Source organism: Streptococcus oralis, assembly GCF_001579525.1.
Classification (GTDB): Bacteria; Bacillota; Bacilli; order Lactobacillales; family Streptococcaceae; genus Streptococcus; species Streptococcus oralis_M.
Genome location: NZ_LQZC01000011.1, coordinates 182,922 through 206,965 on the forward strand (window position 1 = coordinate 182,922; position 24,044 = coordinate 206,965).

Here is a 24,044-nt window from a genome sequence, read left to right on the forward strand (position 1 = left end):
TGAAGTATTATACCACTCTAAAAATAAAAATCAATATCTTGTGTTAAAAATCCTAAATTTTTTAAAATTCCACAAGATATTGATTTTTTGTTATTTAGATTTATAAAGTTTGAACTCGCTAGTATCTGTCTGAACAAGCTCATAGTTTTCACTGAGCCAGCTCTCTACATCTGACCACAAGGCAACTTTTTGATTGACCACAATCATCTTTGGTTGATTCTCTTTCAGATCATTCATAAGTTTGGTTTTATTTTCGTCGCTTGCAGTATAGAGTGTTGCTGTTACTAGAGAAGTCGGCGCCAAGCGCTCACTTGCACGATAGAAATCTGGACGATCATCCCAAGCATATACTCGATCCTCAGAACTCGTTTGTTGTTTGACCACGCTAGCAAGACGGTCTCTCTCCTGATAAGTCGCTGGGTGAGAAAGGTAGCGACTCACGATAGGAAGAACAATGAGATAGGCAAGGGCAATCAGTGGTAGATAGAAATTTCCTTTAAAGAAAGAAGTTTGTTTCTCACGTCTTCTTCTACGACGACTCCCTCCCTCCGAAACGTCTTCCTTGATTCCTGTCAGAAGGAGCAGGGCCAAGAAAGGAATTAGCACCACAAGACGAGTACCGTTGATAGGTTCTTTGGAGAGAATCAAGATTCCCAAAGAAACCAACACTCCCAAGCTAGCAGCAATTGAGAGGGCATATTGCTTGGCTGGTTTTGACTGGAACAAGCCTGCAAAGAGCAAGCCAAGGAAACCTAATCCAATAGCAAGCAAGCCATAGAAGGCTGCATTTTCAAGCAAATGCGAATTTGAAAAGAGGCTAAGAGTATTTACCGGATACAAGGTCTGGCTAATGGCATCTCCAAAACTACCTGTCCACACTGTATAGTAGCCTAAAGGATAGAATAAGAGTGAAAATCCTAGGGCTGACGCAAAGAACTGACATAGACCATGAACAAAGTGACCTTTAGCTAGATTAAAGCCGATGATGCCCAAGGCCAGTACAGCCGCAAACAAGGCGGTTGGGATTGGCGCAAGGAAGAAAGCGAGAGCAAGGCTCATACCCACTCGTACAAATCCTTTATCATCCTTTGGAAAAGCTAGATAATTTGTAACGATACTCAATGAATAAAATAGGAAAGGCAGGGCTAGCAAGAGAGCATAACCGCCACCAAAAGCGAGACCTGCTACAAGCAAGTATAAAATAAAGACAACTCGCTTCGCTTCCTTTTCTTGGCCGACAAGAGTATCCGCAGCCTTAAAAAGAAAAACACCTGCTCCAAACAAGGCCAACCACTCAACCAAAGCAATCAAAACACTGCCTTGAAAAAGGTAAGTTAGCACATAATAGAGCAATCCCTCCGTCCCAAAATAATCTGTATACATTTGACCATTTTGATGCAAGGCCCAACCGGTATAAAGATCCTGACTTTGTTGCGGACTGATTAAACCAAAAATAAAAGGCAGGGCAACCGAAATGGCTGTGGCTACTAAACTCCAAAGCAAAATACTAAAAAAGGGAATGGGAGCTCCTTCTCGTTTTTCTGGCACTGACCAGTCTTGGTAATGAGATTCTTCTTGTTTCTCATCTATTTTCCCGTATACGTTCATTCAATTTCTCCTCTAAGTTTATCTGTTTTAGTATATCAAAATCTTACAGGAATGTCAGCTTGGGATTGATATTTGCTGAATTTCTTATCCAATATCGCAAAGCGTTCGATTTCACGAAAACGGTGGAATCGACTATTTCTATACTCTCTGATAAAATCATCATCTTCTAGATTAAGCATGGTTTTCTCCTTTACTTATCTATTCGTAAGAAGACAAAAAAGATCCAGCTTTGGGCTAGATCTTAGTGGATAGTTAGAGCATAGGTGCAAACAACTGGACAATTTCCTTGATCAGGCTTTGATACCAGCTGGTTTTGATTGTGTGGGGATAGATTTCCTGAGAAACCTTAAAAATTTCTTCGAAGTCCCTTTCAATATCGATGATGGACTGCGTTCTATAAAGCAAGACGGCATTTTCATAGTGATGAAGCAAACTGCGATAGTCAAAATTGATGGTTCCCACTGTTGCTGCTTCTCCATCGACCAGCATTTGCTTACTATGAAGAAATCCGGGACTGTACTCGTAAATGCGAACTCCCGCGGATAGCAAATCTGGATAGGCTCCACGAGTAACCAATTGGATGACCTTCTTATCTGGGATACAAGGTGTCACAATTCGCACATCTACCCCTCTCAGAGCTGCATTTTTGATACTTTCTGTGAGATCATAGTCCGCAATCAGATAGGGAGTCGTGATATAGACGTAATCTGTAGCTTGATTGATAAGATTTTGGTAGACCGTTTTTCCAACTTGAGCTCTGTAGATGGGTTTTGGCCCACTACTATAGGGAATACAGAGCCCCATCCCATCTTTGGGCTGATTTTCGAGATGGTATTGGTCAAAGTCACTAATCTCTCCACGGTTGATATACCATGCAGATAAAAAGAGTCTGGTAAAAGCCTTTACTGCTGGACCATCCAGACGAATACCGCTATCCTTCCAGTAACCAAAGCGTTCGATATGGTTGATATACTCATCGGCCAGATTGATACCACCTGTATAGGCAATTTGACCATCGATAACCATGATTTTACGATGATCACGGTTGTTATAAGCAACAGTCAAACGTGGAATCACCTTGTTAAATTTATGGGCTTCAATCCCTCGGCTACGAAGCTGGATGGTATAATCCCCAGGCAAGGTTGCCATACAACCAATATCATCATAGAGAAGCTTCACCTCTACTCCTTGAGCTGCCTTTTCTTCCAAAATCTCCAAAATACTATTCCACATCAAACCTTCTTCGATGATATAGTATTCGAGAAAGATAAACTTCTCTGCTTTCTTGAGATCCTCTAGCATCTGATGCCACATGCTTTCACCAGATGCAAAAAATTGTGTATCCGTTCGATCATAGACATCAGCATTCGTGTCCATGCTGAGGAGTGATTTGATAACTCCGTAAGCCGACTTGTCTTGTTCTTTTAACTCCAAACGGAGAGCTCTGCTATTGTCCTCTCGGTCAACCATTGATTGGAGCTGCTTTAGCTGCTTCAATTCTTTTTTAGATAAACGACGCTCTCCAAACATGATATAGAGCAAAGGGCCAAAAACTGGCACAAAGGCTACTAACAGCCATGTTACTTTACTCTCAGGATTCATAGACCGATTGACAATCGATACAATAGTCGCTAAGCTCACTAAAATGACTAGGATAACCCAGACAATTGGAGCCATCTGCCCTAGATAGAGAAATAAACCAAAGACGATAAACAACTCTGCCAACATGATGGTAATACTAAAACCATATTTGGACATGAGTAGCTGCATTTTTCTAGCTGTCATACATCCCCTTCCTTTTCTAACATTCTCCTTAACCGCTTGATAAACTAATGTTTCTACTAGTATACCTCAGTTCAGGGGTAGATGGCAACCTTTTACTCTTGCCCTTCCATTTTCAGATGCGTATTACAGTTTGAGAGCCAACATATTGACCGTCATACCAGCAGCAGTTCCCATAAGGTAGACGATATCTCCTTCTTTAACCAATCCATGGTCCAATGAATAGGCTAAGCCAAATGGCACAGAGACTGACACCATATTTCCATAGTCCGTGACGAGATTGAGGTATTGATTCTCAGCTACACCTAGCTTTTCCATAACCAAAGGAAGGGCGCGACTAGCTTGATGAGGAATGATATAGTCCACATCTCCCAAGGCTAGCTGGGTCTTTTCTTGAAACTCTTTAAACATGACTGGGATTTTACGAGCTGACAAGAGGAGGATTTTCTTTCCCTTCATATCAAACATATAGTTGGTCTTAGTCGCTTCAGAGTACTCTTTTGGTTGAAAAGAAGTCAGACCTCCACGAATCTCCGTATCGTGAGCCCCTTCTGACCAAGTACGTTGGAGACTAGCAATGATCCCTTTTTCCTGATGACTTTTTTGGAAAATAAAGGCTACTGCCCCATCACTAAAGAGTTCAAAACTTTCTTTTTGCTTGGGATTGAGCCCTAAACTTCCAACCTCACTAGACACAATCAAGACACGATTGTATTCGCCCGCCTCAATCAAGTGGGACATAGTCGATAGAGCAGAAATAAAGCTGGTACAGGTCGTATTGATGTCCATTGCTGGAATTGAGAGTCCTTTTGCCACGCGCTCATGGATCAAGGCAGCCGTACAAGGAATAGGCTGAACACCAACTGCACTAGCTGATACAAGGCAATCGATATCTTTAATATCCAAATTTGCATGTTCAAGTGCACGGTGGATAGCTTCTTCTGCCAAGTCGAGTTGCGTTTCTTCATTTTCCACTACACGATAACGGGTCTGGTCTTTAAATTGAACTGTATGCTTTGGAAGGCAAATGCCATAACCTGCGATTTCTACATGTCTTTTTACTTCTGTCATTGTCTTTCTTCCTTTCATAAACGTTGGATACGTTTGAGTTTACGGCTAGTATCCCAGTGATAATCTGAAAATTGGATTTGAGGAACTATGAACTCTCTTTGCTGGGCCAAGAGTTGGAACTGTGCTAAAATTGCTGTCTCTACGTCCTCATCTCGTCGGCTTAGACAAACTTCCACTAATTTCTCAGAATGTTGCTTAACTTGATAATCTCCTACATTCTCCACAAAGAGGATGCAACGCCTAATAAAGTCTGGATAGATCGTTACCTGCCCCCCATCCAGTCCTTCAAAATAGAAGATGTCGTCAGAGCGTCCTTCGACCTTGTCAATCCGTGTATAGTAGGAGCCACAGGAACAAGGCTCCGGATTTTCAACCAAGATATCATTGAGCTGGTAGCGATAAACAGGCTGACTACTTCGCTTAAAGTCCGTAATCACTGGATAAAAACGGCGATCATCTAGATATTGCTTTTCTACAAAGATAATGTCTTCGTTGAGATGCAGATTGCCAGCTGAGCAAGTGCAGGCTAGGAAACCTTCTGTCGCCTGATAAACTTGGTCAATAATGGATAGAGAAAAGGCTTCTGCGATCCGTCCCCTATCACTATCTTCCAAGATTTCCGCCACCGAAACAATTTTTTGTGGGTGAATAGCTAACTCTCCATCCTTGAGACGCTTGCTCAATTCAAGCAACATCGAGGCTGGCGCCACAATAATCGTTGGTTGATAGTTGTTGAGTCGCTCGATATGCTCATCTGTATGTTTGAAAATATCAAAATACTCTAGACGAATGAGCGCCGTATTGATGGTCTGATAGAGTTCATTATCAGCTCTCAGGAAAAAGGCGATGCGGTGTCCAAAAAGCTGCCCCTTGGGCAACATCTTTGCCAAGATAGCCGCAGCCCACATACTTCGCTCTTTCTCTGTTGTGATAAAGAGCCCCCGATGTCCAGACGTCCCTGAAGACAGACCGACGGCCACTTCCCCTTTAAGTTCAGTGAAGTCACGGGTCTTCTCACTTTCAATAGCTAAGGATAAGGCTTCATCTCGATCCACTCCTTGGGTGTTGAGCTCATTGAAATGTTCCATCATAAAAGCCTTGTCCATATGGTCAAAGTTGCTAGGAATCCCATTTTTAAAATAAGGTGACTCACGTTTTAGAAAGGCCATATAGTTAGCTAATTGCTTTTTCTGATAGTTTTCTACAGCTTCTCGAGATTTGAAATGATGAAGCCATCGAGTTTGGATAAAGGTTTTAAGAAAGGTTATTTTTTTCATGCAAGATTGACTCTATCCTTTCTACAGGATCATGGCTAACAACTACCTCGATACCGTCCTTTAAGACTTCCCCCAGAAACTCTGTCCCCCTGATATAGTCGGCCCTATTATCCTGGACCAAGGAAGGAATCAGGTGCATCTTCTTGGTGTAAGGTAAGAGGTCAATTCCCCAACAGAGGTCCGCTGCAATGAGGAGATTAAGGTCTGGAAAATATAGACAGGCTTGCCCCCTAGCATGCCCGTCAACAGAGGCTACTAGGATACTGCCATCTCCGAAAAGATCACAAATCGGACGATAGGGAAAAGTTGAATCTTGCTGGTCAGCTCTGATAATGGTTAGATTTTTCTCAAAAGAAGCTGGCAAAAACTCCTTGAAAATCAAGTCTTTCAACTTGGGTTTTTGGTATACTTCATATACTTCTTTTGTCAAGATAAAGGTTGCATGAGGAAAGAAATTAGCTCCTCCCAGATGGTCTGGATGGAGATGAGACAACATGACATAGGTAATCTCTTCTAGCCTAATTCCTTTTGCCTTCAATAAGTATGAAATCTGATCCTTTTCCGTCATTTGAACAGGAGTTCCTAGACGGTAAAAACCATAGCGTAGCTTCGTCTTAATGTTATAGTGATAACCCGTATCATAGAGCAGATACCCCTTATCTCTATGCTTGATCAGAAATACTCCCGCTGGGAAGGTCATTTTTTTATTCTTGACTCCCTTAAACAGTAAACCCGCATAGCTGGTACAGTAGCCTGCTGGGAAATAATCAATGCTTTCGATAATCTTGGACATATTGTTCAATCCCTTCCGAAATACTGATTTGAGGGCGATACCCCAAGTCTCGCTCCGCCTTGCTGATGTCCAGCGTCTGGCTATACCTCAGCAAGTAATAGGTATAGCGTGTCAGAACCGGTTCTCCTTTGAGATGCAAGATCTTGTAAATAAACTCTAGCGTACTCGCAATAGCTGAAAGAAGAGAAGCTGGCACTTTTCGGTATGTTATCGGATAGCCTAGCCCTCTCAAAGTTTCTTCTATCAGACTCCTAAATTCCCTTGGTTCTCCATTGGTGATGTTATAGACTTCGCCACTAGCTTGAGGGGCCTCTAGAGCCAAACGAATGGCCAGAGCGACATTTTCCACACAGGTCATATCCATGAGCTGGCGACCGTCCCCTATCAAGGGAATGCCAATCTTCTGACTGAGTTTGAGAACTCGGGGTAAAATACTGGTATCCCCAATCCCAAAAAGCCCACGGGGGCGTAAGATGATGCTAGGTACATCCGGATAGTCTTTAAAGAGCTTCTCCGAAGCTAGTTTACTACGGATATAGTTGTTAAGCTTGTTTTCTTGCGGAGCATCGCATTCTTTGATGGCTAGCTGATCTCTAGGAGCAGCATAGATGCTAGGTGAGGATACGTAAACCAAGCGTTGGATTCCCGTCTCCCGACAAGCCTCTAAAACATACTTGGTCCCTAAGACATTTGTCTGGTAGAAATCCTCCCAAGGTCCCCAGACGGTAGAAAGAGCACCCGCATGCACAACCATGTCCATCCCCTGACAAGCTCGAGCCAAGTCCTCTTGCTTGGTCAAATCTCCCTGAAAAAATGATACTAGGGAGTTCTCCAAAGACTGACCCACCTTGCGATTGCGTCCAAAAGCGCGTACCTGATAGCCTTGCTGACTGAGCTCTTCAACAACATACTTACCTAGAAAGCCCGTAGCACCTGTTACCAATACTTTCTTCATGTCTTATTTCTCCTTGTCCCCTAAGAGCCGATGTATTTCGCTCTTCAGAATCTCTGTTGGCTGATAGATTTGAGCTGCACGACTAAGTTGGTTCAAGTCTGGCCAGTCATCTCTAGCCAACAACTCATCAAAAGCGTGTCCAATCGCTTCCGTATCCTCTCGTTTAGTAGTCAGGGCAATCCCTGCCTCTAATCCACGAACCGCATAGTCATACTGATCATAGTCATGGGGGAGAATCAAGGCAGGCTTGCCATAGATGATACACTGGTAAAAAATACCCGCACCGCCATGATGAATCACATAATCCATCTGAGGAATGTACTCCTTATAGGGAAGATAGGATACCACCGAAACATTGTCCATGACCTCCTCACATTGGAAATCTTGTCCGCCGAACCCCAGAGTTACAAAGAAGTGACAGTCCGGATGGGCTTTTGCCAATTGTTGTGTCTGATAGAGGAGGTTGTCTTTGGCCCATGCTAGCTGAGTGCCACAGGAGACAAGGACCTTCTTATAACCTGCATAAGGAGCCAAATCCAGAGGATAATTTTCTGCCCTCTCAATCGAAGAACCAAAAGGTCCTACCCAAAGGTAGTGATCTGGAAAACCACTTTTCAGCTCCAGCTCTTTCATCCCAATTCCCAAGATGGAATAGGGCGAATAAATGGTTTCCTGACCTTTCTGATTGTAGAGCTTAAAATCGTAACGTTTCAAGCGCTCTCTCAATAAAAAGGTTACGATTCGTTTCCCTAAACGAGTCCCTTTTCTTCCTAGCCATTGCTGGGTAGATTGGAAAGGATTCTTTGGACTGCCCATTCCTCCAAAGAAACAAGGCGGTCCATCTGTTGTTTCAATGGCAAACTGTGTCGCCATCGTGGTAATCCAGGGAATATTCAACTGTTCCGCAACAAGTCCTCCAGAGAGGGTTATAAAGTCCGCAATCACAATATCCGGTCTATTTTCCTGCCACTCTTGCACTAATTGATCTGAAACCACATTGATCAAATCAAGACTAGCTGACAACTGTCGATAAGCAGAGAACAGGTTTAATTGACCTTCATTGTTGGCTACACGCTCAAACTCGTCTACACAATTTTCTAAAATGGGAATCACTCGGAATCCCATCTCCTCTGCTACAGTTTTTCGTTGTGGTCCTGTAAATAATCGAATCTCATACAAGGGATCCTTCAACAAGGGGGCAAGTAAATTCAGTGTTGGGAAGAGATGCCCACTCAAGGGAACTACAACCACATCAATTTTGATTTTTCTCATATGTCTAGGATAGCAAATTTTTAAAAAAAGAACTACCAAAATGATAGTTCTTTCCAATATTATTTATATGTTGGGGAATACGTCGCTTCCACTCTACTTGATTTTTAGAAGAGTTCTTTGTAGAGAGCAATGGCTTCTTCTAAAGTTGGCATATAAGAAGTTTTACAAATATTTGTAAGCGTTTTAAGTAAAAAATTAGTAAAGAACAGCCAACCCTTTTTTCAAGAAAAAAGCTCCAAAAAGATAGCTTTCATCTCATTGGAACTTTTACTTAATCATTATTGCTTAGTTAATACCACTCGGTCAGATGCCTCTCGGTCCATATCATCGATAATCAATTGATTACCATTAACCGTGTAAATTTTAACATCATCACCGATAATGACACGTTGATTTTCTGGCTCAAAGCTGACTTGCTTGATTTCCTTATCTCCATCTGGCTCGACCTCAGTCCATGTACCAGTTTTACCTGTTACAACAAGAGTGATTTGGTCATTCTCATCTTTTCCAGTATAGGCACCATCGATATTCGTAGGTTGAGCTACAGTAGTGTCCTGACTTGAGGATGCCTGTGGTTGACTAGCACTTGTCGCAGCGCTAGAGGATGATGCTTGTTGAGTAGATGATTGCTGAGCCGATTGCTGGGTAGGGGCTTGTGCCTTAGGTCCACAAGCTGCTAAAAGACTAAGAATTGCTAGGGAAGCAATAGAAAGTGTGAATGTTTTCGTTTTCATAGCGATTTCCTTTCTTTTTGTGCCAATGTTTTGCTGGAATCGTTTCCAGATATACCTCCTACCTACAGTATAGCAACATAAACCTATAAGGTCAACTAATCTCATCGCTTCCAACCAAACTCCCTCGGACTTCCGAGATAAAGTAGAGGGAGCCCGTCACAAAAAGCAAGTCCTGGTCATTGGCCTTTTCTTCAAATTCTCTGATAAAGTCCCCATAGGAAGGAATCAAATCATAACCTACCACATCCTTTTCATCCAGAGAGCCTTGGTAGTCAAAGCCTGTTACCTTAAGTTTTACCTCAGGCAACTGCTCAGATAGATAGCCTAGCATCCCCTGATAATCCTTGCGTTTAAGTGCTCCAAAAAGGATGCGAACCTGGTAACCTTGCTGGATTTTCCCCTGGATAAACTCTACTAGACGACTTAAAGCTGGCAGATTGTGAGCCCCATCTAGGTAGATTTTCGGACGAATCCGTTCCAATCGACCTGCCCAGTGGGTTTCTTTCAAGGCCTGTCTGACAAACTCTTCTTCGACCCTTTCACCTCCTGACGCCATAAACAGAAGAAAAGTTTCTAAAGCCAAGGCGGCATTTTCTTGCTGATAAGCACCTTCCAAACCAATTTCAAGCTGGGAAAAGCTTGCTAGCTTACTTGAAAAATCCTCAGCATTCAAGGTGAAGTCTCGCCCAGCTTGATAAAGTTCAACAGCTAACTCTCTTGCTCTTTTTTGACAGACAAGCTCCGCTTCTGGAGCAAGCTTGGCAATGACTGCCTTCTTGCCAGCCTTGAAAATACCAGCTTTCTGCTCTGCTATTTCCTCCAGACTATCGCCCAAGGTCTCCTGATGATCTAGCCCAATCGAAGTAATAACTGCAATCTCTCCTGTTACGACATTAGTGGTATCAAGCAAACCACCAATTCCCACTTCTAGCAGGACTAGATCCACTCCCTGCTCTTTAAAGTAAAGCAAGGCAATCAGGGTCAACAACTCAAAGAAAGACAAGTGGTCATGTGTTTCTAAGAGAATTTTCTCCATTTCCTTGACTTGGTTAGCTATACGGACAAAGTCTTCCTCTGCGATTGGTTGCCCATTAATACAGATTCGATCATGGATACTGACGATATGAGGAGAGGTAAAAGTACCAACTTTTTTACCATGAGCAACAAACAACTCCCTCATGAAGGCAATGGTTGACCCTTTACCGTTAGTCCCTGTTACGTGGATAATAGGATAAGTCTTCTCAGTATTCCCCAGCAAATCCACTGCTCGCTGCATTCGTCCAAGACCAGATCTAAAGTTTAAACCAATCCGACTATGCAGCCATTCTTCTACTTCAAACATACATGTCTCCTTAACAAAAGTCCAATCAACTACCGCATCAAAGTATGATTACAAATAAAAAGTGAGGTCAGGACTAAAATCCCAACCTCTTACCTGGTTAGCTAATCACTAGCTACAATGAATTTCAACGTGGGCTAAAAACGTCCACCGGACTTACTTACGGTCTTTATTTTTAGCGTAAGGGTAAAATATCCCCCGGACGTTCCTGCGTTTCTAATTTCTAATTTCTGGCGCAGGGCTAAAAACATCCACTGGATGTTTTTACTCCTCCATAAAGCTGTTGAAGACTTCTTCAATCATGTTCCATTCGTCTTCTGAGTCTTCTGGGATTGGTTGCAATTCGCCTTCTGTTCCATCTTCATTTTCAGTGAATGAGTAGGCTTGGATTTCAACTTGGCCGTCTTCGTCTTCTTCTGCGTTAACTGGTACAAGCAGAACATAGTTCTTACCAAATTCTTCTTTTCCATCAATGGTCAAAAGGATTTCAAATAAAGTTTCATTTCCTTGCTCATCTACTAGTGTAATCAATTCACGTTCTTCGTGATCGTGGTTGTGATCGTGTGACATAGTTTCTCCTCTGTCTTAAAATTTTCTATCTAAATAATTTTGCAAAATCAGCTGAGCAGCCAACTTATCAATTACTTTCTTGCGCTTGTTGCGACTGATATCTGCTTGCTCAATCAGCATACGTTCCGCAGCGACAGTCGTCAGACGCTCATCTTGATAGTCTACTGGTAAACCAAAAAGCTCCTCTAATTTTGCTCCGTAGGCTTGACTAGCTTCTACTCGCGGACCGCTGGTATTGTTCATGTTTTTAGGTAGACCAACTACAAAGCGTTCCACCTTATAGCTGTCAACCAATTCCTTGATACGGTCAAAACCAAACTGGCCCTGACCCTCATTAATCTGGATGATTTCAAGTCCCTGAGCTGTGAAGCCGAGCGGATCGCTAATGGCAACACCCACTGTTTTTGAACCGACGTCCAATCCCATAATTCTCATAGATTATAGATCGACTCCTTGTCCCTTAAGGTAGTAGCGTACCAATTCTTCAACAATTTCATCACGCTCATACTTACGGATTTGATTTCGTGCATTGTTGTAACGAGGAACGTAGGCAGGGTCTCCACTCAATACATAACCGACGATCTGGTTAATCGGATTGTAGCCCTTGTCATTCAAAGAAGCATAAACATCTGTCAAAGTTTCGCTAATTTCTTTCTTATTGGAATCATCCAATTTAAACCGTACAGTTTCTTCAGTAAATCCCATTCTAACACCCTCTTTCCTTAGAATACTACTATTATAGCACATTCCCTGACGTTCTACAAATAAGTCAGTCTATTTATTTGGATTTTCTTACTGTTCCGTCGCCCCATTTGCCACTCTGTCAGCAATATACTGGCTAGGTTCGTTTTTTAAGAGATTTTCAAGACCAATATTTTTTAAATATTCTAGTTGAGATGCCTTTTTGACATCCAAAACTTGAAAATCATAGGTCGTTGTGGTCTGGATTTCTGTCTCGCTGAGTAGCTTGGTTTCCAGTGTAAATCCTGCTAGTTTGCGTGCCTCTTGGATGGTCTCATCCTTCTCTTCCGCTTCTAGAAGCGCTTTTTGCGTCTCCTCTAGGCCATTTTCAGAGATAAAGGTCTTGAGTTCATCCCCGACAGGTCGTTTTTGCTGAATGGTCAAGGTCAAAAATTGATTGCCTTTATAAGTAATCGTTTGAGTCTGTTGCGTTCCATTTTCTGACTTCGGCATCAGCAAGGTCTTGGTGACCACCGTATTCTTTTCGGCATTATCCAAAACAGGAAGGTTGGATTGGAGAGGTTCAGATGCTGTTGTGGAAGTAGCAGGGCTTTCCTTTTTTTGCCCACATCCCGCAAGCAAAAAGAGGAGAGCAAAACTAGCAATTAGTAACTTTTTCATAATTCCTCACATGATTTTAAAATAAAAGAGCAAACAAGGCCAGGAGTCACTCCCAGCCTTGATGTTTTATAGAGCTGCACGTAGACGTGCTTCTGCATTTTCTACATTACGGACAGAGCGTGGCAAGAAGGCACGGATATCATCTTCTTTATAGCCGACTTGCAGGCGCTTCTCATCAACGAGAATCGGACTCTTTAAGATCCGTGGTGTTTCCATGATTAAATTGAGCACTTCATTGACACTCAAATCCTCGATGTCAACTCCAAGAGCTTTAGCGTAGCGGTTTTTCGATGAAACGATACTGGCAATTCCATTATCGGTTTTCGTGAGAATATCTAATAACTCTTCTCTCGTAATTCCTTCTTTACCAAGATTTTGTTCTTTATAACTTAACTGATGGGCATTGAGCCAAGTTTTCGCTTTTTTGCAGCTAGTACAACTTGAGACTGTATAAATTTTGATCATGTACCTACCCCTTTCGCTACATGTTACTATCAGTTTAATCTATTATACCATAAAAAGCATCCGACTTGCGACCTATTTTTAAAAAAATTTACCTTTTTTCACGATTTTCGTACTTTTTTCTTGACAAAATCAAATTATAACCAACTCTTAAATTTTTTGATATAGATTCGCTTCACCACTGTAACACTGATCATATACAAAACGATAATCAAAAGCAAAAAGAGGAAATAAATTGGTTCCAAAGGGGTTAAATGAAGTAGGCTAGCAATTGAAGAGTAGGGAAGGAAGGTCACAAAACTAGCTGCTAGCAAGGTTGTTCCAAGAACAAACCATGATGGACGGCTTTGTAAGAAAGGAAGTTTTGCTGAACGAAGCATATGGATAACCATGGTTTGGGACCACATGGATTCAATGAACCAACCTGTCTGGAACAAGACGATAAAGCCCGTTGCAGACTCTGCTCCGTGGACATAGGCTTGACCTGTCGCCATTGGAACAATGACAAAATAGAGCAAGATAAAGGTCAAAATATCAAAGATAGAAGAAATCGGACCCATCCAAATCATAAAGCGTGTAATAGACTTAGCTTCCCACTTATGAGGATGTTTCAAAAAGTCTTCATCCACATTATCAAATGGCAAGGCAATGCAAGAAAGGTCGTAGACGAGGTTTAACACAATCAAGTGAATCGGAGCCATTGGCAGGAAAGGTAAAAAGATACCAGACACTAACAGAGAGAAAATGTTCCCGAAATTAGAGCTGACCGTCATCTTGATATATTTGGTCATATTAGCATAGACCTTACGTCCTTCAACCAGCCCTTTTTCAAGCACCATCAAATCCTTATCTAGCAAAATGACATCAGCGGTTTCTTTGGCAATATCTACTGCTGTATCAACAGAAATCCCCACATCTGCCACTTTCATAGAAGGGGCATCATTGATCCCATCTCCCATATAGCCAACACAATGTCCATTCGATTTGATTTGTAAAATGATTCGTGCTTTTTGATCCGGAGAAAGTTTGGCAAAGACAGTCACCTTCTCAACTGCTTGGGCCAACTCTTCGTCCGTCATGTCGTCAATATCAGAACCCAACAAGATTTGATCAACGTTTAAACCAACTTTTTCGCATACTGCTTGGGTCACCTTTTCATTGTCTCCCGTCAAGATCTTTGTTTGAACGCCGTGTTCTAACAAAGCTTGAATAGCAGGTGCTGCTGATGGTTTTGGTGGGTCTAGAAAGGCAAGATATCCTGTTAGAATCATCTCTTTTTCATCTTCAACGGAGTAAGCAAAACCTTCTTTTAGGCCTGTTTTATAGGCGACTCCCAAGATTCGCAAGCCCTGTTGATTGAGTTGGTCCACTTCTTTTAAGATTTCCACCCGGATATCATCCGTCAGAGGACTAATCTGACCTTGATATTCCACATGGGTTGAGATCGCAAGCATTTCCTCTAGGGCACCCTTGGTTACCAAACTAACAACTTCGTTTTCATCCTTGACGATGACACTCATCCGCCTGCGTTCAAAGTCAAATGGAAGTTCATCTATTTTTTGGAAGCTAGTATCCAAATTTTGTAGAATAGCGTGTTCTTTAGCTTCTTTTTCAGTTCTACTGATAATGGCACGGTCCATCAAGTTTTTCAATCCCGTTTGAAAATAGGAATTGAGGTAGGCCCGTCTCAACACAGACAAATCCAAATCTCCATGTATATCCAAAGGATATTCAAGGACAATTTCGTCTTGGGTAAGGGTTCCTGTTTTATCAGTGCATAGGATATCAATAGCACCCAGGTCCTGTATGGCATTGAGTTTTTTGATGACGACTTTTTCCTTGGCCATGATAATGGAGCCTTTTGCTAGACTGGCCGTGATGATCATAGGAAGCATCTCAGGTGTGAGCCCGACACCCACACTCAGTGCAAACACACCTGCTTCCAACCAATCCCCATCTGTCAAGCCATTGGAGAGAAAGACGATGGGAACCATGACTAGCATCAAACGGATCAAGAGCCAAGAGATACTGTTCATCTCCCGCTCAAAAGAGGTTGGTTCGTCATAGGTATTGAGGGTTTGCTCGATTTCTCCCATCATGGTGTCATCACCGACCGCTAGAATCAAAGCCTTGGCACTTCCTGATATCACGTTGGTTCCCATAAAGGCGAGCGCTTCTGCTTCTAGCAGACTATCGAAGTTTGACTGACTCATTTTTGACAAGGCTAGTTTTTCAACCGAGTCACTTTCACCTGTCAAACCAGACTGTTGGACAAAGAAGTCACGTGATTCAATTAAAAGGAGGTCTGCTGGAATCATATCTCCAGCACTTAATTTGACTATATCTCCAACGACCAAATCTTCAATTGCCACCTCTAAACTCTGGCCTTCGCGAATAACTGTGGCTGTGTTCACAATCATTTTTGATAGATTGGTCGCAGCCTTGTCACTCCGCAATTCTTGGACAAAGCGTATGCCACCAGAGATTAGAACGAGAACGACGATGATGATAGAGGTCGTCGGATCTTCTTGTCCAGGCTTTGCCAACCAGACATTGGTCACCATGGAGATCATAGCGATGACCAGAAGGATGATTGTAAATGGATTGATAATAGATTCGTAAATCTTTTTGAGGATACTGTCTTCTTGACCCTTGGTGATGGTGTTTTCGCCATATAGGTCACGATTTTTCTCCACCTGCTCCTCAGTCAAGCCTGTTAGACTTGTCTTATAAAAAGATAGAGTTTCTTTTAAAGGTGTGTGAATAGCTACTGCTAATCTTTCTTTTGTAGTTTTCATTGGTTTCTCCTATCTGTATGAATAATGTGTTTCATACACAGAGACCAATCACTTTATAAGGGCAGAACGACACAAATCAGCGATTGGCTGTGTATGTGCGGTTCTGGATGATCGTCAATTTGCATCGTTTGTCTCCTTTCCTTGTTCTAAAACAGTAGAAAATCCCACCATAAAATGGCAGGATTAAAAAACTAATTATCTGTTTTTTCGTTCAAGCTTTAACTCCATAGGGCGATGTAATGAGCTTAGTCTTGGCCTTCGCGACCAAGACTGTTGACCAACGAGTAGTGTCTCCACTGCTTTGCGGTAGTCATCCGTATCCCTATGGTAGCCTCACCTACCGTTTTCGTCTATCAGTATAAACCTTTAAAATATAAAAGTCAACAATTTATCATAATTTTCTTAAATAACAATTAATTCCTTCGGCGCTAGAGTCAACAATTCGCAACCGTTATCTGTAATCAGGATATCATCTTCAATACGAACGCCGTATTTACCTTCAATATAAATACCCGGTTCATCAGTCAAGACCATACCAGATTTAATAACTTCTTTGGAAGCTTGGCTAAAGTAGGGTTCCTCATGGATATCCAGTCCGATACCGTGTCCGATACCATGGGTAAAGTAGTCGCCATAGCCTGCCTCGATGATAATATCACGAGGGATTTTGTCAAAGTCGCGGAAACCTAGACCTGCCTTGGCTTGGTCAATCAAGGCTTGATTGGCTTTCAGAACCGTATTGTAAATCTCTGCCTGCTCGTCACTGACATGTCCTAGATAGATAGTCCGTGTCATATCGCTGACATAGTGATCGTAAAGACAGCCGAAGTCCATGGTGATGGCTTCTCCCAGCTCTACGGGTTTATGCATGGGATGGGCATGTGGTTTAGAAGAGTTGATACCACTCGCTAAAATGGTATCAAAAGACAAGCCTGCCGCTCCTAGCTCACGCATACGGAAATCAAGGAAGTTGGCAATTTCAATTTCAGTTTTTCCTGGTTTGATAAAGTCAAGTGCATCGTGGAAAGCTTGGTCTGAGATTGAACATGCCTTGCGAATAGTCGCAATCTCCTTCTCATCCTTAATTATACGAAGCGCTTCAACAAACTGAGTCTGCGGAAGCAAGTCCAAACCTTCAAATGCTGCCTGCATACGATGATAGTAAGAGACCGAAATCTCATCTTCAAAACCGACGCGAGACAATCCCATATCCTTGACAATTCCTGTAATGACAGCCAACTCATCGCGGTCAGCCACAATCTCAAAACCTGTCACTTCTTGCTTAGCAGCAATGATATAGCGAGAGTCTGTCACCAAGACCTGACGATCACGGCTGATAAAGACGGTTCCGTTTGAACCCCAAAAACCAGTCAGGTAGTAGACGTTTTTTAGGTTGTTGATGATGATGCCATCTAGTTCTTTTTCTTGCATTTTCGCTAGAAATGCTTGCACACGTTTATTCATGATGTAACTTTCCTTTCAAATAGTGTCCTGTGTAGCTAGCTTCATTAGCCGCTACTTCTTCTGGTGTTCCTGTTGCGATGATGGTTCCACCACCGACACCGCCCTCAGGTCCCAAATCGATAATATGGTCTGCCGTCTTGATAACATCTAGATTGTGCTCGATGACGAGGACTGTATTGCCATCGTCGACAAAGCGAGCCAAGACTTTAAGCAAGCGAGCGATATCCTCAGTATGAAGCCCTGTCGTCGGCTCATCGAGAATGTAGAATGACTTGCCTGTTGAGCGTTTGTGGAGTTCACTAGCCAACTTCATACGCTGGGCTTCCCCCCCAGAAAGGGTGGTAGCCGGTTGTCCTAACGTTACATATCCCAGTCCGACATCCTTGATGGTCTGAAGTTTGCGTTGAATCTTGGGAATGTGTTGGAAGAATTCTACCGCATCGTTGACGGTCATATCCAAGACTTGCGAGATGTTCTTTTCCTTGTAGTGAACTTCTAAGGTTTCACTGTTGTAGCGGGTACCGTGGCAGACTTCACAAGCCACATAAACATCTGGCAAGAAGTGCATCTCAATCTTGATAATCCCGTCACCTGAGCAGGCTTCACAACGACCACCCTTGACGTTGAAACTGAAACGGCCCTTCTTGTAGCCTCGAATCTTAGCTTCATTTGTCTGAGCAAAGAGGTCTCGTATATCGTCAAAAACTCCCGTATAAGTAGCTGGGTTGGACCTCGGCGTCCGTCCGATTGGGCTCTGGTCAATGTCAATCAAGCGGTCTACATGCTCAATCCCTGTGATGGTTTTGAATTTACCAGGCTTGTCTGAATTGCGGTTGAGCTTCTGGGCAATAGCTTTTTTGAGGATGCTGTTGATTAAGGTCGATTTCCCTGAACCTGACACACCTGTCACCGCAATGAATTTTCCTAATGGGAAGCGAGCAGTGATATTTTGCAAGTTGTTCTCACGCGCTCCGGTCACTTCGATAAAGCGACCATTTCCGGCACGGCGCTCTGCTGGCACTGGAATGGCACGTTTCCCTGACAAATACTGGCCTGTGATAGACTTGCTGTTGCGAGCCACCTGCTTGGGTGTTCCTGCAGCGACAATATCTCCACCAAAAACACCGGCACCCGGACCAACGTCAATCAGATAATCCGCCTCGCGCATGGTATCTTCGTCATGTTCTACCACGATGAGAGTATTGCCCAAGTCACGCATCTTTTTCAGACTGGCAATCAGGCGGTCATTATCCCTCTGATGAAGACCAATTGACGGCTCATCCAGGATATAGAGGACACCTGATAGATTGGACCCAATCTGGGTTGCCAAGCGAATTCGCTGACTCTCCCCACCTGAAAGGGTTCCTGCCGAACGCGACAGAGTCAGATAGTTGAGTCCCACGTTATTGAGGAAGGTCAAACGATCCTTGATTTCCTTGAGAATAGGACGGGCAATGATGGCTTCATTTTCAGACAAGGTCAGCTGGCTCACCAAAGCCAAGTGGTCTGCGATAGACAGGTCTGAGATTTCACCGATATGTGGTCCTTGCTCCCCACCCACACGAACAGACAAGGCCTGGTCATTGAGACGGTAGCCATGGCAAGTTCCGCAGGTTAGTTCATTCATGTAGAGACGCATTTGGGTGCGTGTGTAATCACTGTTAGTCTCATGGTAACGACGCTTGATATTATTGACAACCCCCTCAAAAGGAATGTCAATATCGCGCACACCGCCAAATTCATTTTCATAGTGGAAATGGAATTCCTTGCCATCAGACCCATAGAGAATCAAGTTCTTATCTTCTTCTGACAAGTCCTCAAAGGGCTTATCCATATCCACTCCAAAAGCTGTCATGGCTTGTTCCAGCATATTTGGATAGTAGTTGGATGAGATAGGATTCCAAGGTGCCAGGGCTCCCTCACGCAAGGTTTTGCTGGTATCAGGAACCACTAAATCAACATCCACCTCCAGCTTGATGCCCAAACCATCACACTCACTACACGAGCCAAACGGGGCATTGAAGGAGAAGAGACGAGGCTCTAACTCTGGTACTGTAAAACCACAAACTGGACAGGCATAATGCTCAGAAAAGAGCAACTCCGAATCGTCCATAGTGTCGATAATCACATAACCTTCTGCGATACGAAGGGCAGCCTCGATTGAGTCAAAGAGACGGCTACGAATGCCCTCCTTGATGACAATACGGTCTACCACAACATCGATATTGTGTTGCTTGCTCTTAGACAGCTCTGGAACTTCGGTAACATCATAGACTTCCCCATCCACTCGGACGCGGACATAGCCGTCTTTCTGAACCTTTTCAATGATACTCTTGTGTTGCCCTTTTTTCTTACGAATGACCGGAGCTAAAATTTGCAGACGTTGGCGTGCTGGCAATTCCAAGACCTTATCCACGATTTGCTCAACAGAAGAAGCCTTGATAGCCCCGTGTCCGTTGATACAGTAAGGCGTCCCCACACGTGCGTAGAGGAGACGCAGATAATCATTGATTTCAGTCGTGGTTCCCACGGTCGAACGAGGATTTTTACTGGTTGTTTTTTGGTCGATAGAAATAGCTGGGCTGAGACCGTCAATGGCATCTACATCTGGTTTTTCCATGTTGCCCAAAAACTGGCGAGCATAGGCTGATAGACTCTCTACATAGCGACGTTGGCCCTCAGCATAGAGGGTATCAAAGGCCAGACTGGATTTCCCAGACCCTGACAAACCAGTCACAACAACTAGCTTGTCTCGCGGAATCTCCACATCAATATTTTTTAAGTTATGGGCACGTGCCCCATGAATCACAATTTTATCTTGCATCTTTGTTCTTTCTAGTCCATTATTGCTTTCCATTATACCAAAAAATGTGAAATTCTATTACCCAAAAAGCTGTTTTTATAGTATAATAGTACGGTGCAAAAAATGAATCACTGAATAGTATGAAAGGATAGGGGATATGAAACAAGTTTTTCTCTCAACAACAACTGAATTTAAAGAGATCGACACGCTTGAACCGGGTACTTGGATCAACCTCGTCAATCCTACACAAAATGAATCATTGGAAATCGCCAACGCCTTTGACATTGATATTGCCGACCTTCGAGCACCGCTCGATGCGGAAGAAATGTCCCGTATTACCATCGAAGATGAGTACACTTTGATCATCGTGGACGTTCCCATCACAGAGGAAAGAAACAATCGTACCTACTACGTTACGATTCCGCTGGGGATTATCATCACAGAGGAAACCATTATCACCACCTGCTTGGAATCCCTCCCCGTTCTCGATGTCTTTATCAACCGTAGACTGCGCAACTTTTACACCTTCATGCGTTCACGCTTTATCTTCCAGATTCTCTACCACAACGCCGAACTTTACCTTACGGCCCTTCGTTCGATTGACCGTAAGAGTGAACAAATCGAAAGTCAACTTCACAAGTCTACTCGAAACGAAGAGCTGATCGAGCTCATGGAATTGGAAAAGACTATCGTCTATTTCAAGGCCTCACTGAAGACGAACGAGCGCGTGATTAAGAAATTGACTAGCGCAACTAGCAATATCAAGAAATACCTAGAAGACGAAGACCTACTTGAAGACACTCTGATTGAAACCCAACAAGCCATCGAGATGGCAGATATCTATGGAAATGTCCTTCACTCTATGACAGAGACCTTTGCCTCTATCATTTCCAACAACCAGAACAACATCATGAAAACTCTGGCTCTCGTGACCATTGTCATGTCTGTCCCAACCATGATCTTCTCAGCCTATGGGATGAACTTCAAGGATAATGAAATCCCTTTGAACGGTGAGCCACACGCCTTCTGGTTAATCGTCTTTATCGCCTTTGCTATGAGTGTCTCGCTCACTCTCTATCTCATCCATAAAAAATGGTTCTAAGAGGAATCCCTATGTCTCAGATTGATTTACAAAAATTAACTAAGAAAAACCAAGAGTTTATCCACATCGCTACCCAACAATTTATTAAAGATGGTAAAACAGACGCTGAAATCAAGGCTGTCTTTGAGGAAGTTATTCCTAAAATCCTTGAAGAGCAAGCCAAAGGAACGACAGCTCGTTCCCTCTACGGCGCTCCAACTCACTGGGCCCATAGCTTCACTGTCAAGGAGCAATATGAAAAAGAGCATCCAAAAGAAAATGACGATCCAAAACTCATGATTATGGACTCAGCCCTTTTTATCACCAGTCTCTTTGCATTAGTTAGCGCTCTGACTACCTTCTTCTCTACGGATCAAGCTATTGGCTATGGATTGATTACCCTCTTGTTGGTTGGGCTTGTAGGAGGACTTGCCTTCTACTTGATGTACTACTTTGTCTACCAGTACTATGGACCAGACACAGACCGTAGCCAACGTCCTCCATTCTGGAAGTCAATCCTCGTCATCCTCGCTGCTATGCTTCTCTGGTTGGCTGTCTTCTTCGCAACAAGCTTCCTACCAGCCACTCTCAATCCAATCCTTGCTCCATTGCCTTTGGCTGTTCTAGGAGCAGCCCTTCTCGCCCTTCGCTTCTATCTCAAGAAACGTTTCAATATCCGAAGCGCAAGCGCAGGCCCATCACGTTATTAAGAAAAGTGAAACGCTATGGCATATAGTCAATCCTTAGCACAGCAGATTAGAAAAATTCTAGCACTCAAACTTCCTCCCCAAATTTTCGAAGAAGAGCTAGAAGAAAAGAAACTGTTTGGTGGTCTTGCCTTTATGATTCGTGGGAAAATGGTCCTTACAGTCAGTTCCAGAAAGGACCAGCTGGTTATGGTGAGAATTGGCAAAGAAATAGAAAAGCAAGTTCTACCCCGAACAGGAGCTCATACTACATTGATGAGGGGACGCCTTTATCATGGCTATATAGACTTAGATATAGAAGGTCAAAAAGAATTGCCTTACTGGATTGATTTGGCCCTCTCCTATAATCAAGAGTTGACCAAGTAACTCATATCTAGCGAGATTAGAGATTAGAAAAACGAAAAGCAACTGCACAGGCGGTTGCTTTTTCACTTGCTTTCTTGAGATTCAATAGCACTTCTGACTCTAATCTCTATCGTTTTCTCTCATTTTTTATGATAAAATAGGCTCAATCAATTTCTAGGAGGATGAGATATGGTTTCTACTATTGGTATCGTCAGTTTGTCTAGCGGTGTTATCGGAGAGGATTTTGTCAAACACGAAGTCGATTTGGGCCTCCAACGTCTCAAGAATTTGGGACTCAATCCTGTCTTCTTGCCCCATTCGCTAAAGGGCTTGGACTTTATCAAGGACCATCCGGAGGCACGTGCAGAGGATTTGATGCAGGCCTTTTCGGACGATAGCATCGACATGATCCTCTGCGCCATCGGTGGAGATGATACCTATCGCTTGCTACCTTATCTTTTTGAAAATAACCAACTCCAAAAGGTTATCAAGCCAAAGATTTTTCTTGGCTTCTCGGATACAACCATGAACCACCTTATGTTGCATAAACTAGGGATCAAGACTTTTTATGGGCAATCCTTTCTAGCAGACATTTGTGAATTGGACAAGGAGATGTTGCCCTATAGCCTCCACTACTTCAAAGAACTGATCGAGACAGGAAAAATCTCAGAAATCCGCCCTAGCGACCTTTGGTTCAAGGAACGGACTGACTTTAGTCCCAATGCTCTGGGAACAGCTCGTATCAGCCACGTAAATACAGGTTTTGATTTGTTACAAGGAAATGCTCAGTTTGAGGGAGAAATCCTCGGTGGTTGTCTTGAGTCCCTCTATGATATCTTTGACAATTCTCGATATGCAGACAGTAGAGAACTCTGCCAAAAGTACAAACTCTTCCCTGACTTATCCGACTGGGAAGGAAAGATTCTCTTGCTAGAAACAAGCGAAGAAAAGCCTGAGCCGGAAAACTTCAAAAAGATGGTGCAGGCTTTAAAAGAAACTGGGATATTTGAGGTCATCAGTGGACTCTTGGTCGGAAAACCTATGGATGAAACCTTCTATGACGACTATAAGGAGGCGCTAATGAACATCATTGATAGCAATATCCCGATTGTCTATAATCTAAACGTAGGCCATGCCACACCAAGAGCCATTGTACCCTTCGGCGTCCATGCTTATGTGGATGCAAAAGAGCAAGTCATTCGCTTTGACTATAACAAAAAATAAACAATTTCTCCATTTTTGTGCTTTGGTATTGATTTTCGTTACAATTTGTGTCTGAATTTATTGCATTTTGCTTATTTCTATGATATCTTTTTAAAGGAGGTGTATATGACTAAACAAAAAATAAATCAAATTGTCGGTTCAATTGGAGCCTTTATCGGGATTGTTGTATTTATCGCCTACATCCCACAAATTTTTGCCAATTTACAAGGCAACAAAGCTCAACCATTCCAGCCTTTATCCGCAGCAGTATCTTGTTTAATTTGGGTTATTTACGGATGGACAAAAGAGCCTAAGAAGGATTGGATACTAATTATTCCAAACTCAGCTGGCGTTGTCTTAGGTGGACTGACATTTCTTACTGCACTATAAAAGTTACTAGCATATAATCAAAAAGCTG

23 protein-coding genes and 1 riboswitch are annotated in these 24,044 nt (G+C 42.9%); of the genes, 5 read left to right on the forward strand and 18 right to left on the reverse strand.

Going from position 1 to position 24,044, the window contains the following annotated elements:
- Positions 1 to 90 precede the first annotated feature (90 nt).
- From SORDD25_RS07605 to uvrA, 18 genes are all read right to left on the reverse strand, one after another.
- Positions 91 to 1,608 carry a hypothetical protein gene (locus tag SORDD25_RS07605; RefSeq protein ID WP_061853212.1) on the reverse strand — a complete coding sequence of 506 codons (1,518 nt, stop codon included), beginning with the start codon at positions 1,606 to 1,608 and terminating at the stop codon, positions 91 to 93.
- A gap of 35 nt (positions 1,609 to 1,643) precedes the next feature.
- Positions 1,644 to 1,787: a hypothetical protein gene (locus tag SORDD25_RS09365; protein ID WP_000933182.1), complete on the reverse strand. Its 144-nt coding sequence runs from the start codon at positions 1,785 to 1,787 to the stop codon at positions 1,644 to 1,646.
- Between the two features lie 73 nt (positions 1,788 to 1,860).
- Complete coding sequence (cls, locus tag SORDD25_RS07610) at positions 1,861 to 3,393, reverse strand: cardiolipin synthase (protein ID WP_061853213.1); 1,533 nt, start codon at positions 3,391 to 3,393, stop codon at positions 1,861 to 1,863.
- 123 nt (positions 3,394 to 3,516) lie between these two features.
- Complete coding sequence (locus SORDD25_RS07615) at positions 3,517 to 4,461, reverse strand: 3-oxoacyl-[acyl-carrier-protein] synthase III C-terminal domain-containing protein (RefSeq protein ID WP_061853214.1); 945 nt, start codon at positions 4,459 to 4,461, stop codon at positions 3,517 to 3,519.
- A gap of 14 nt (positions 4,462 to 4,475) precedes the next feature.
- Positions 4,476 to 5,738 (reverse strand): F390 synthetase-related protein, encoded by a 1,263-nt coding sequence (locus tag SORDD25_RS07620; RefSeq protein WP_061853215.1) that lies wholly within the window; start codon positions 5,736 to 5,738, stop codon positions 4,476 to 4,478.
- Positions 5,716 to 6,531 carry an MBL fold metallo-hydrolase gene (locus tag SORDD25_RS07625; protein WP_061853216.1) on the reverse strand — a complete coding sequence of 272 codons (816 nt, stop codon included), beginning with the start codon at positions 6,529 to 6,531 and terminating at the stop codon, positions 5,716 to 5,718. The genes SORDD25_RS07620 and SORDD25_RS07625 overlap by 23 nt, the downstream gene beginning before the upstream one ends.
- Positions 6,506 to 7,486: an NAD-dependent epimerase/dehydratase family protein gene (locus SORDD25_RS07630; RefSeq protein WP_061853217.1), complete on the reverse strand. Its 981-nt coding sequence runs from the start codon at positions 7,484 to 7,486 to the stop codon at positions 6,506 to 6,508. Before SORDD25_RS07630 ends, SORDD25_RS07625 begins: the two co-directional genes overlap by 26 nt.
- A gap of 3 nt (positions 7,487 to 7,489) precedes the next feature.
- A complete protein-coding gene (locus SORDD25_RS07635; RefSeq protein WP_061853218.1) occupies positions 7,490 to 8,758 on the reverse strand; it encodes a glycosyltransferase in 1,269 nt (422 codons plus the stop codon).
- Positions 8,759 to 9,036: 278 nt separating this feature from the next.
- The gene (locus tag SORDD25_RS07640; protein WP_061853219.1) at positions 9,037 to 9,492 is read right to left on the reverse strand and encodes an SP_0198 family lipoprotein; all 456 of its coding nucleotides are present in this window, start codon (positions 9,490 to 9,492) and stop codon (positions 9,037 to 9,039) included.
- A gap of 91 nt (positions 9,493 to 9,583) precedes the next feature.
- Positions 9,584 to 10,834, reverse strand: coding sequence for a bifunctional folylpolyglutamate synthase/dihydrofolate synthase (locus SORDD25_RS07645; RefSeq protein WP_061853220.1), 1,251 nt, complete (start codon positions 10,832 to 10,834; stop codon positions 9,584 to 9,586).
- Between the two features lie 261 nt (positions 10,835 to 11,095).
- Positions 11,096 to 11,401, reverse strand: coding sequence for a DUF1292 domain-containing protein (locus SORDD25_RS07650; protein ID WP_000017622.1), 306 nt, complete (start codon positions 11,399 to 11,401; stop codon positions 11,096 to 11,098).
- 15 nt (positions 11,402 to 11,416) lie between these two features.
- On the reverse strand, positions 11,417 to 11,836 hold the full coding sequence (gene ruvX / locus SORDD25_RS07655; RefSeq protein WP_061853221.1) for a Holliday junction resolvase RuvX: 420 nt from the start codon (positions 11,834 to 11,836) through the stop codon (positions 11,417 to 11,419).
- A gap of 3 nt (positions 11,837 to 11,839) precedes the next feature.
- On the reverse strand, positions 11,840 to 12,106 hold the full coding sequence (locus SORDD25_RS07660; RefSeq protein ID WP_000507059.1) for an IreB family regulatory phosphoprotein: 267 nt from the start codon (positions 12,104 to 12,106) through the stop codon (positions 11,840 to 11,842).
- 87 nt (positions 12,107 to 12,193) lie between these two features.
- Positions 12,194 to 12,763, reverse strand: a complete 570-nt coding sequence (locus SORDD25_RS07665) for an SP0191 family lipoprotein (RefSeq protein WP_061853222.1) — start codon at positions 12,761 to 12,763, stop codon at positions 12,194 to 12,196.
- 66 nt (positions 12,764 to 12,829) lie between these two features.
- A complete protein-coding gene (gene spx / locus SORDD25_RS07670) occupies positions 12,830 to 13,228 on the reverse strand; it encodes a transcriptional regulator Spx (RefSeq protein WP_000591165.1) in 399 nt (132 codons plus the stop codon).
- A 134-nt stretch (positions 13,229 to 13,362) separates the two neighbouring features.
- A complete protein-coding gene (gene mgtA, locus SORDD25_RS07675; protein ID WP_061853223.1) occupies positions 13,363 to 16,023 on the reverse strand; it encodes a magnesium-translocating P-type ATPase in 2,661 nt (886 codons plus the stop codon).
- A gap of 195 nt (positions 16,024 to 16,218) precedes the next feature.
- Positions 16,219 to 16,370: riboswitch (M-box (ykoK) riboswitch) on the reverse strand.
- A 55-nt stretch (positions 16,371 to 16,425) separates the two neighbouring features.
- On the reverse strand, positions 16,426 to 17,487 hold the full coding sequence (locus SORDD25_RS07680) for a M24 family metallopeptidase (protein ID WP_061853224.1): 1,062 nt from the start codon (positions 17,485 to 17,487) through the stop codon (positions 16,426 to 16,428).
- A complete protein-coding gene (gene uvrA, locus SORDD25_RS07685) occupies positions 17,480 to 20,311 on the reverse strand; it encodes an excinuclease ABC subunit UvrA (RefSeq protein ID WP_061853225.1) in 2,832 nt (943 codons plus the stop codon). Before uvrA ends, SORDD25_RS07680 begins: the two co-directional genes overlap by 8 nt.
- Before the next feature lie 136 nt (positions 20,312 to 20,447).
- Here uvrA and SORDD25_RS07690 point away from each other — a divergent pair, with 136 nt between their 5' ends.
- The 5 genes from SORDD25_RS07690 (at position 20,448) to SORDD25_RS07710 (ending at position 24,016) form a co-directional block, all read left to right on the forward strand.
- Positions 20,448 to 21,392, forward strand: a complete 945-nt coding sequence (locus tag SORDD25_RS07690) for a magnesium transporter CorA family protein (protein WP_061853226.1) — start codon at positions 20,448 to 20,450, stop codon at positions 21,390 to 21,392.
- An 11-nt stretch (positions 21,393 to 21,403) separates the two neighbouring features.
- Complete coding sequence (locus SORDD25_RS07695; protein ID WP_061853227.1) at positions 21,404 to 22,081, forward strand: DUF1129 domain-containing protein; 678 nt, start codon at positions 21,404 to 21,406, stop codon at positions 22,079 to 22,081.
- Positions 22,082 to 22,096: 15 nt separating this feature from the next.
- A complete protein-coding gene (locus SORDD25_RS07700; protein WP_061853228.1) occupies positions 22,097 to 22,444 on the forward strand; it encodes a hypothetical protein in 348 nt (115 codons plus the stop codon).
- A gap of 168 nt (positions 22,445 to 22,612) precedes the next feature.
- On the forward strand, positions 22,613 to 23,647 hold the full coding sequence (locus tag SORDD25_RS07705) for a S66 family peptidase (RefSeq protein ID WP_061853229.1): 1,035 nt from the start codon (positions 22,613 to 22,615) through the stop codon (positions 23,645 to 23,647).
- A gap of 105 nt (positions 23,648 to 23,752) precedes the next feature.
- Positions 23,753 to 24,016, forward strand: a complete 264-nt coding sequence (locus SORDD25_RS07710; protein ID WP_000166113.1) for a SemiSWEET family transporter — start codon at positions 23,753 to 23,755, stop codon at positions 24,014 to 24,016.
- Positions 24,017 to 24,044: the final 28 nt, after the last annotated feature.

What these genes read in the sequence shown, in the direction of transcription:
- SORDD25_RS07605 (WP_061853212.1), bottom strand. Translation starts at nt 1,608, where the DNA reads ATGAACGTATACGGGAAAATAGATGAGAAACAAGAAGAATCTCATTAC.
- SORDD25_RS09365 (WP_000933182.1), bottom strand. Translation starts at nt 1,787, where the DNA reads ATGCTTAATCTAGAAGATGATGATTTTATCAGAGAGTATAGAAATAGT.
- cls (WP_061853213.1), bottom strand. Translation starts at nt 3,393, where the DNA reads ATGACAGCTAGAAAAATGCAGCTACTCATGTCCAAATATGGTTTTAGT.
- SORDD25_RS07615 (WP_061853214.1), bottom strand. Translation starts at nt 4,461, where the DNA reads ATGACAGAAGTAAAAAGACATGTAGAAATCGCAGGTTATGGCATTTGC.
- SORDD25_RS07620 (WP_061853215.1), bottom strand. Translation starts at nt 5,738, where the DNA reads ATGAAAAAAATAACCTTTCTTAAAACCTTTATCCAAACTCGATGGCTT.
- SORDD25_RS07625 (WP_061853216.1), bottom strand. Translation starts at nt 6,531, where the DNA reads ATGTCCAAGATTATCGAAAGCATTGATTATTTCCCAGCAGGCTACTGT.
- SORDD25_RS07630 (WP_061853217.1), bottom strand. Translation starts at nt 7,486, where the DNA reads ATGAAGAAAGTATTGGTAACAGGTGCTACGGGCTTTCTAGGTAAGTAT.
- SORDD25_RS07635 (WP_061853218.1), bottom strand. Translation starts at nt 8,758, where the DNA reads ATGAGAAAAATCAAAATTGATGTGGTTGTAGTTCCCTTGAGTGGGCAT.
- SORDD25_RS07640 (WP_061853219.1), bottom strand. Translation starts at nt 9,492, where the DNA reads ATGAAAACGAAAACATTCACACTTTCTATTGCTTCCCTAGCAATTCTT.
- SORDD25_RS07645 (WP_061853220.1), bottom strand. Translation starts at nt 10,834, where the DNA reads ATGTTTGAAGTAGAAGAATGGCTGCATAGTCGGATTGGTTTAAACTTT.
- SORDD25_RS07650 (WP_000017622.1), bottom strand. Translation starts at nt 11,401, where the DNA reads ATGTCACACGATCACAACCACGATCACGAAGAACGTGAATTGATTACA.
- ruvX (WP_061853221.1), bottom strand. Translation starts at nt 11,836, where the DNA reads ATGAGAATTATGGGATTGGACGTCGGTTCAAAAACAGTGGGTGTTGCC.
- SORDD25_RS07660 (WP_000507059.1), bottom strand. Translation starts at nt 12,106, where the DNA reads ATGGGATTTACTGAAGAAACTGTACGGTTTAAATTGGATGATTCCAAT.
- SORDD25_RS07665 (WP_061853222.1), bottom strand. Translation starts at nt 12,763, where the DNA reads ATGAAAAAGTTACTAATTGCTAGTTTTGCTCTCCTCTTTTTGCTTGCG.
- spx (WP_000591165.1), bottom strand. Translation starts at nt 13,228, where the DNA reads ATGATCAAAATTTATACAGTCTCAAGTTGTACTAGCTGCAAAAAAGCG.
- mgtA (WP_061853223.1), bottom strand. Translation starts at nt 16,023, where the DNA reads ATGAAAACTACAAAAGAAAGATTAGCAGTAGCTATTCACACACCTTTA.
- SORDD25_RS07680 (WP_061853224.1), bottom strand. Translation starts at nt 17,487, where the DNA reads ATGAATAAACGTGTGCAAGCATTTCTAGCGAAAATGCAAGAAAAAGAA.
- uvrA (WP_061853225.1), bottom strand. Translation starts at nt 20,311, where the DNA reads ATGCAAGATAAAATTGTGATTCATGGGGCACGTGCCCATAACTTAAAA.
- SORDD25_RS07690 (WP_061853226.1), top strand. Translation starts at nt 20,448, where the DNA reads ATGAAACAAGTTTTTCTCTCAACAACAACTGAATTTAAAGAGATCGAC.
- SORDD25_RS07695 (WP_061853227.1), top strand. Translation starts at nt 21,404, where the DNA reads ATGTCTCAGATTGATTTACAAAAATTAACTAAGAAAAACCAAGAGTTT.
- SORDD25_RS07700 (WP_061853228.1), top strand. Translation starts at nt 22,097, where the DNA reads ATGGCATATAGTCAATCCTTAGCACAGCAGATTAGAAAAATTCTAGCA.
- SORDD25_RS07705 (WP_061853229.1), top strand. Translation starts at nt 22,613, where the DNA reads ATGGTTTCTACTATTGGTATCGTCAGTTTGTCTAGCGGTGTTATCGGA.
- SORDD25_RS07710 (WP_000166113.1), top strand. Translation starts at nt 23,753, where the DNA reads ATGACTAAACAAAAAATAAATCAAATTGTCGGTTCAATTGGAGCCTTT.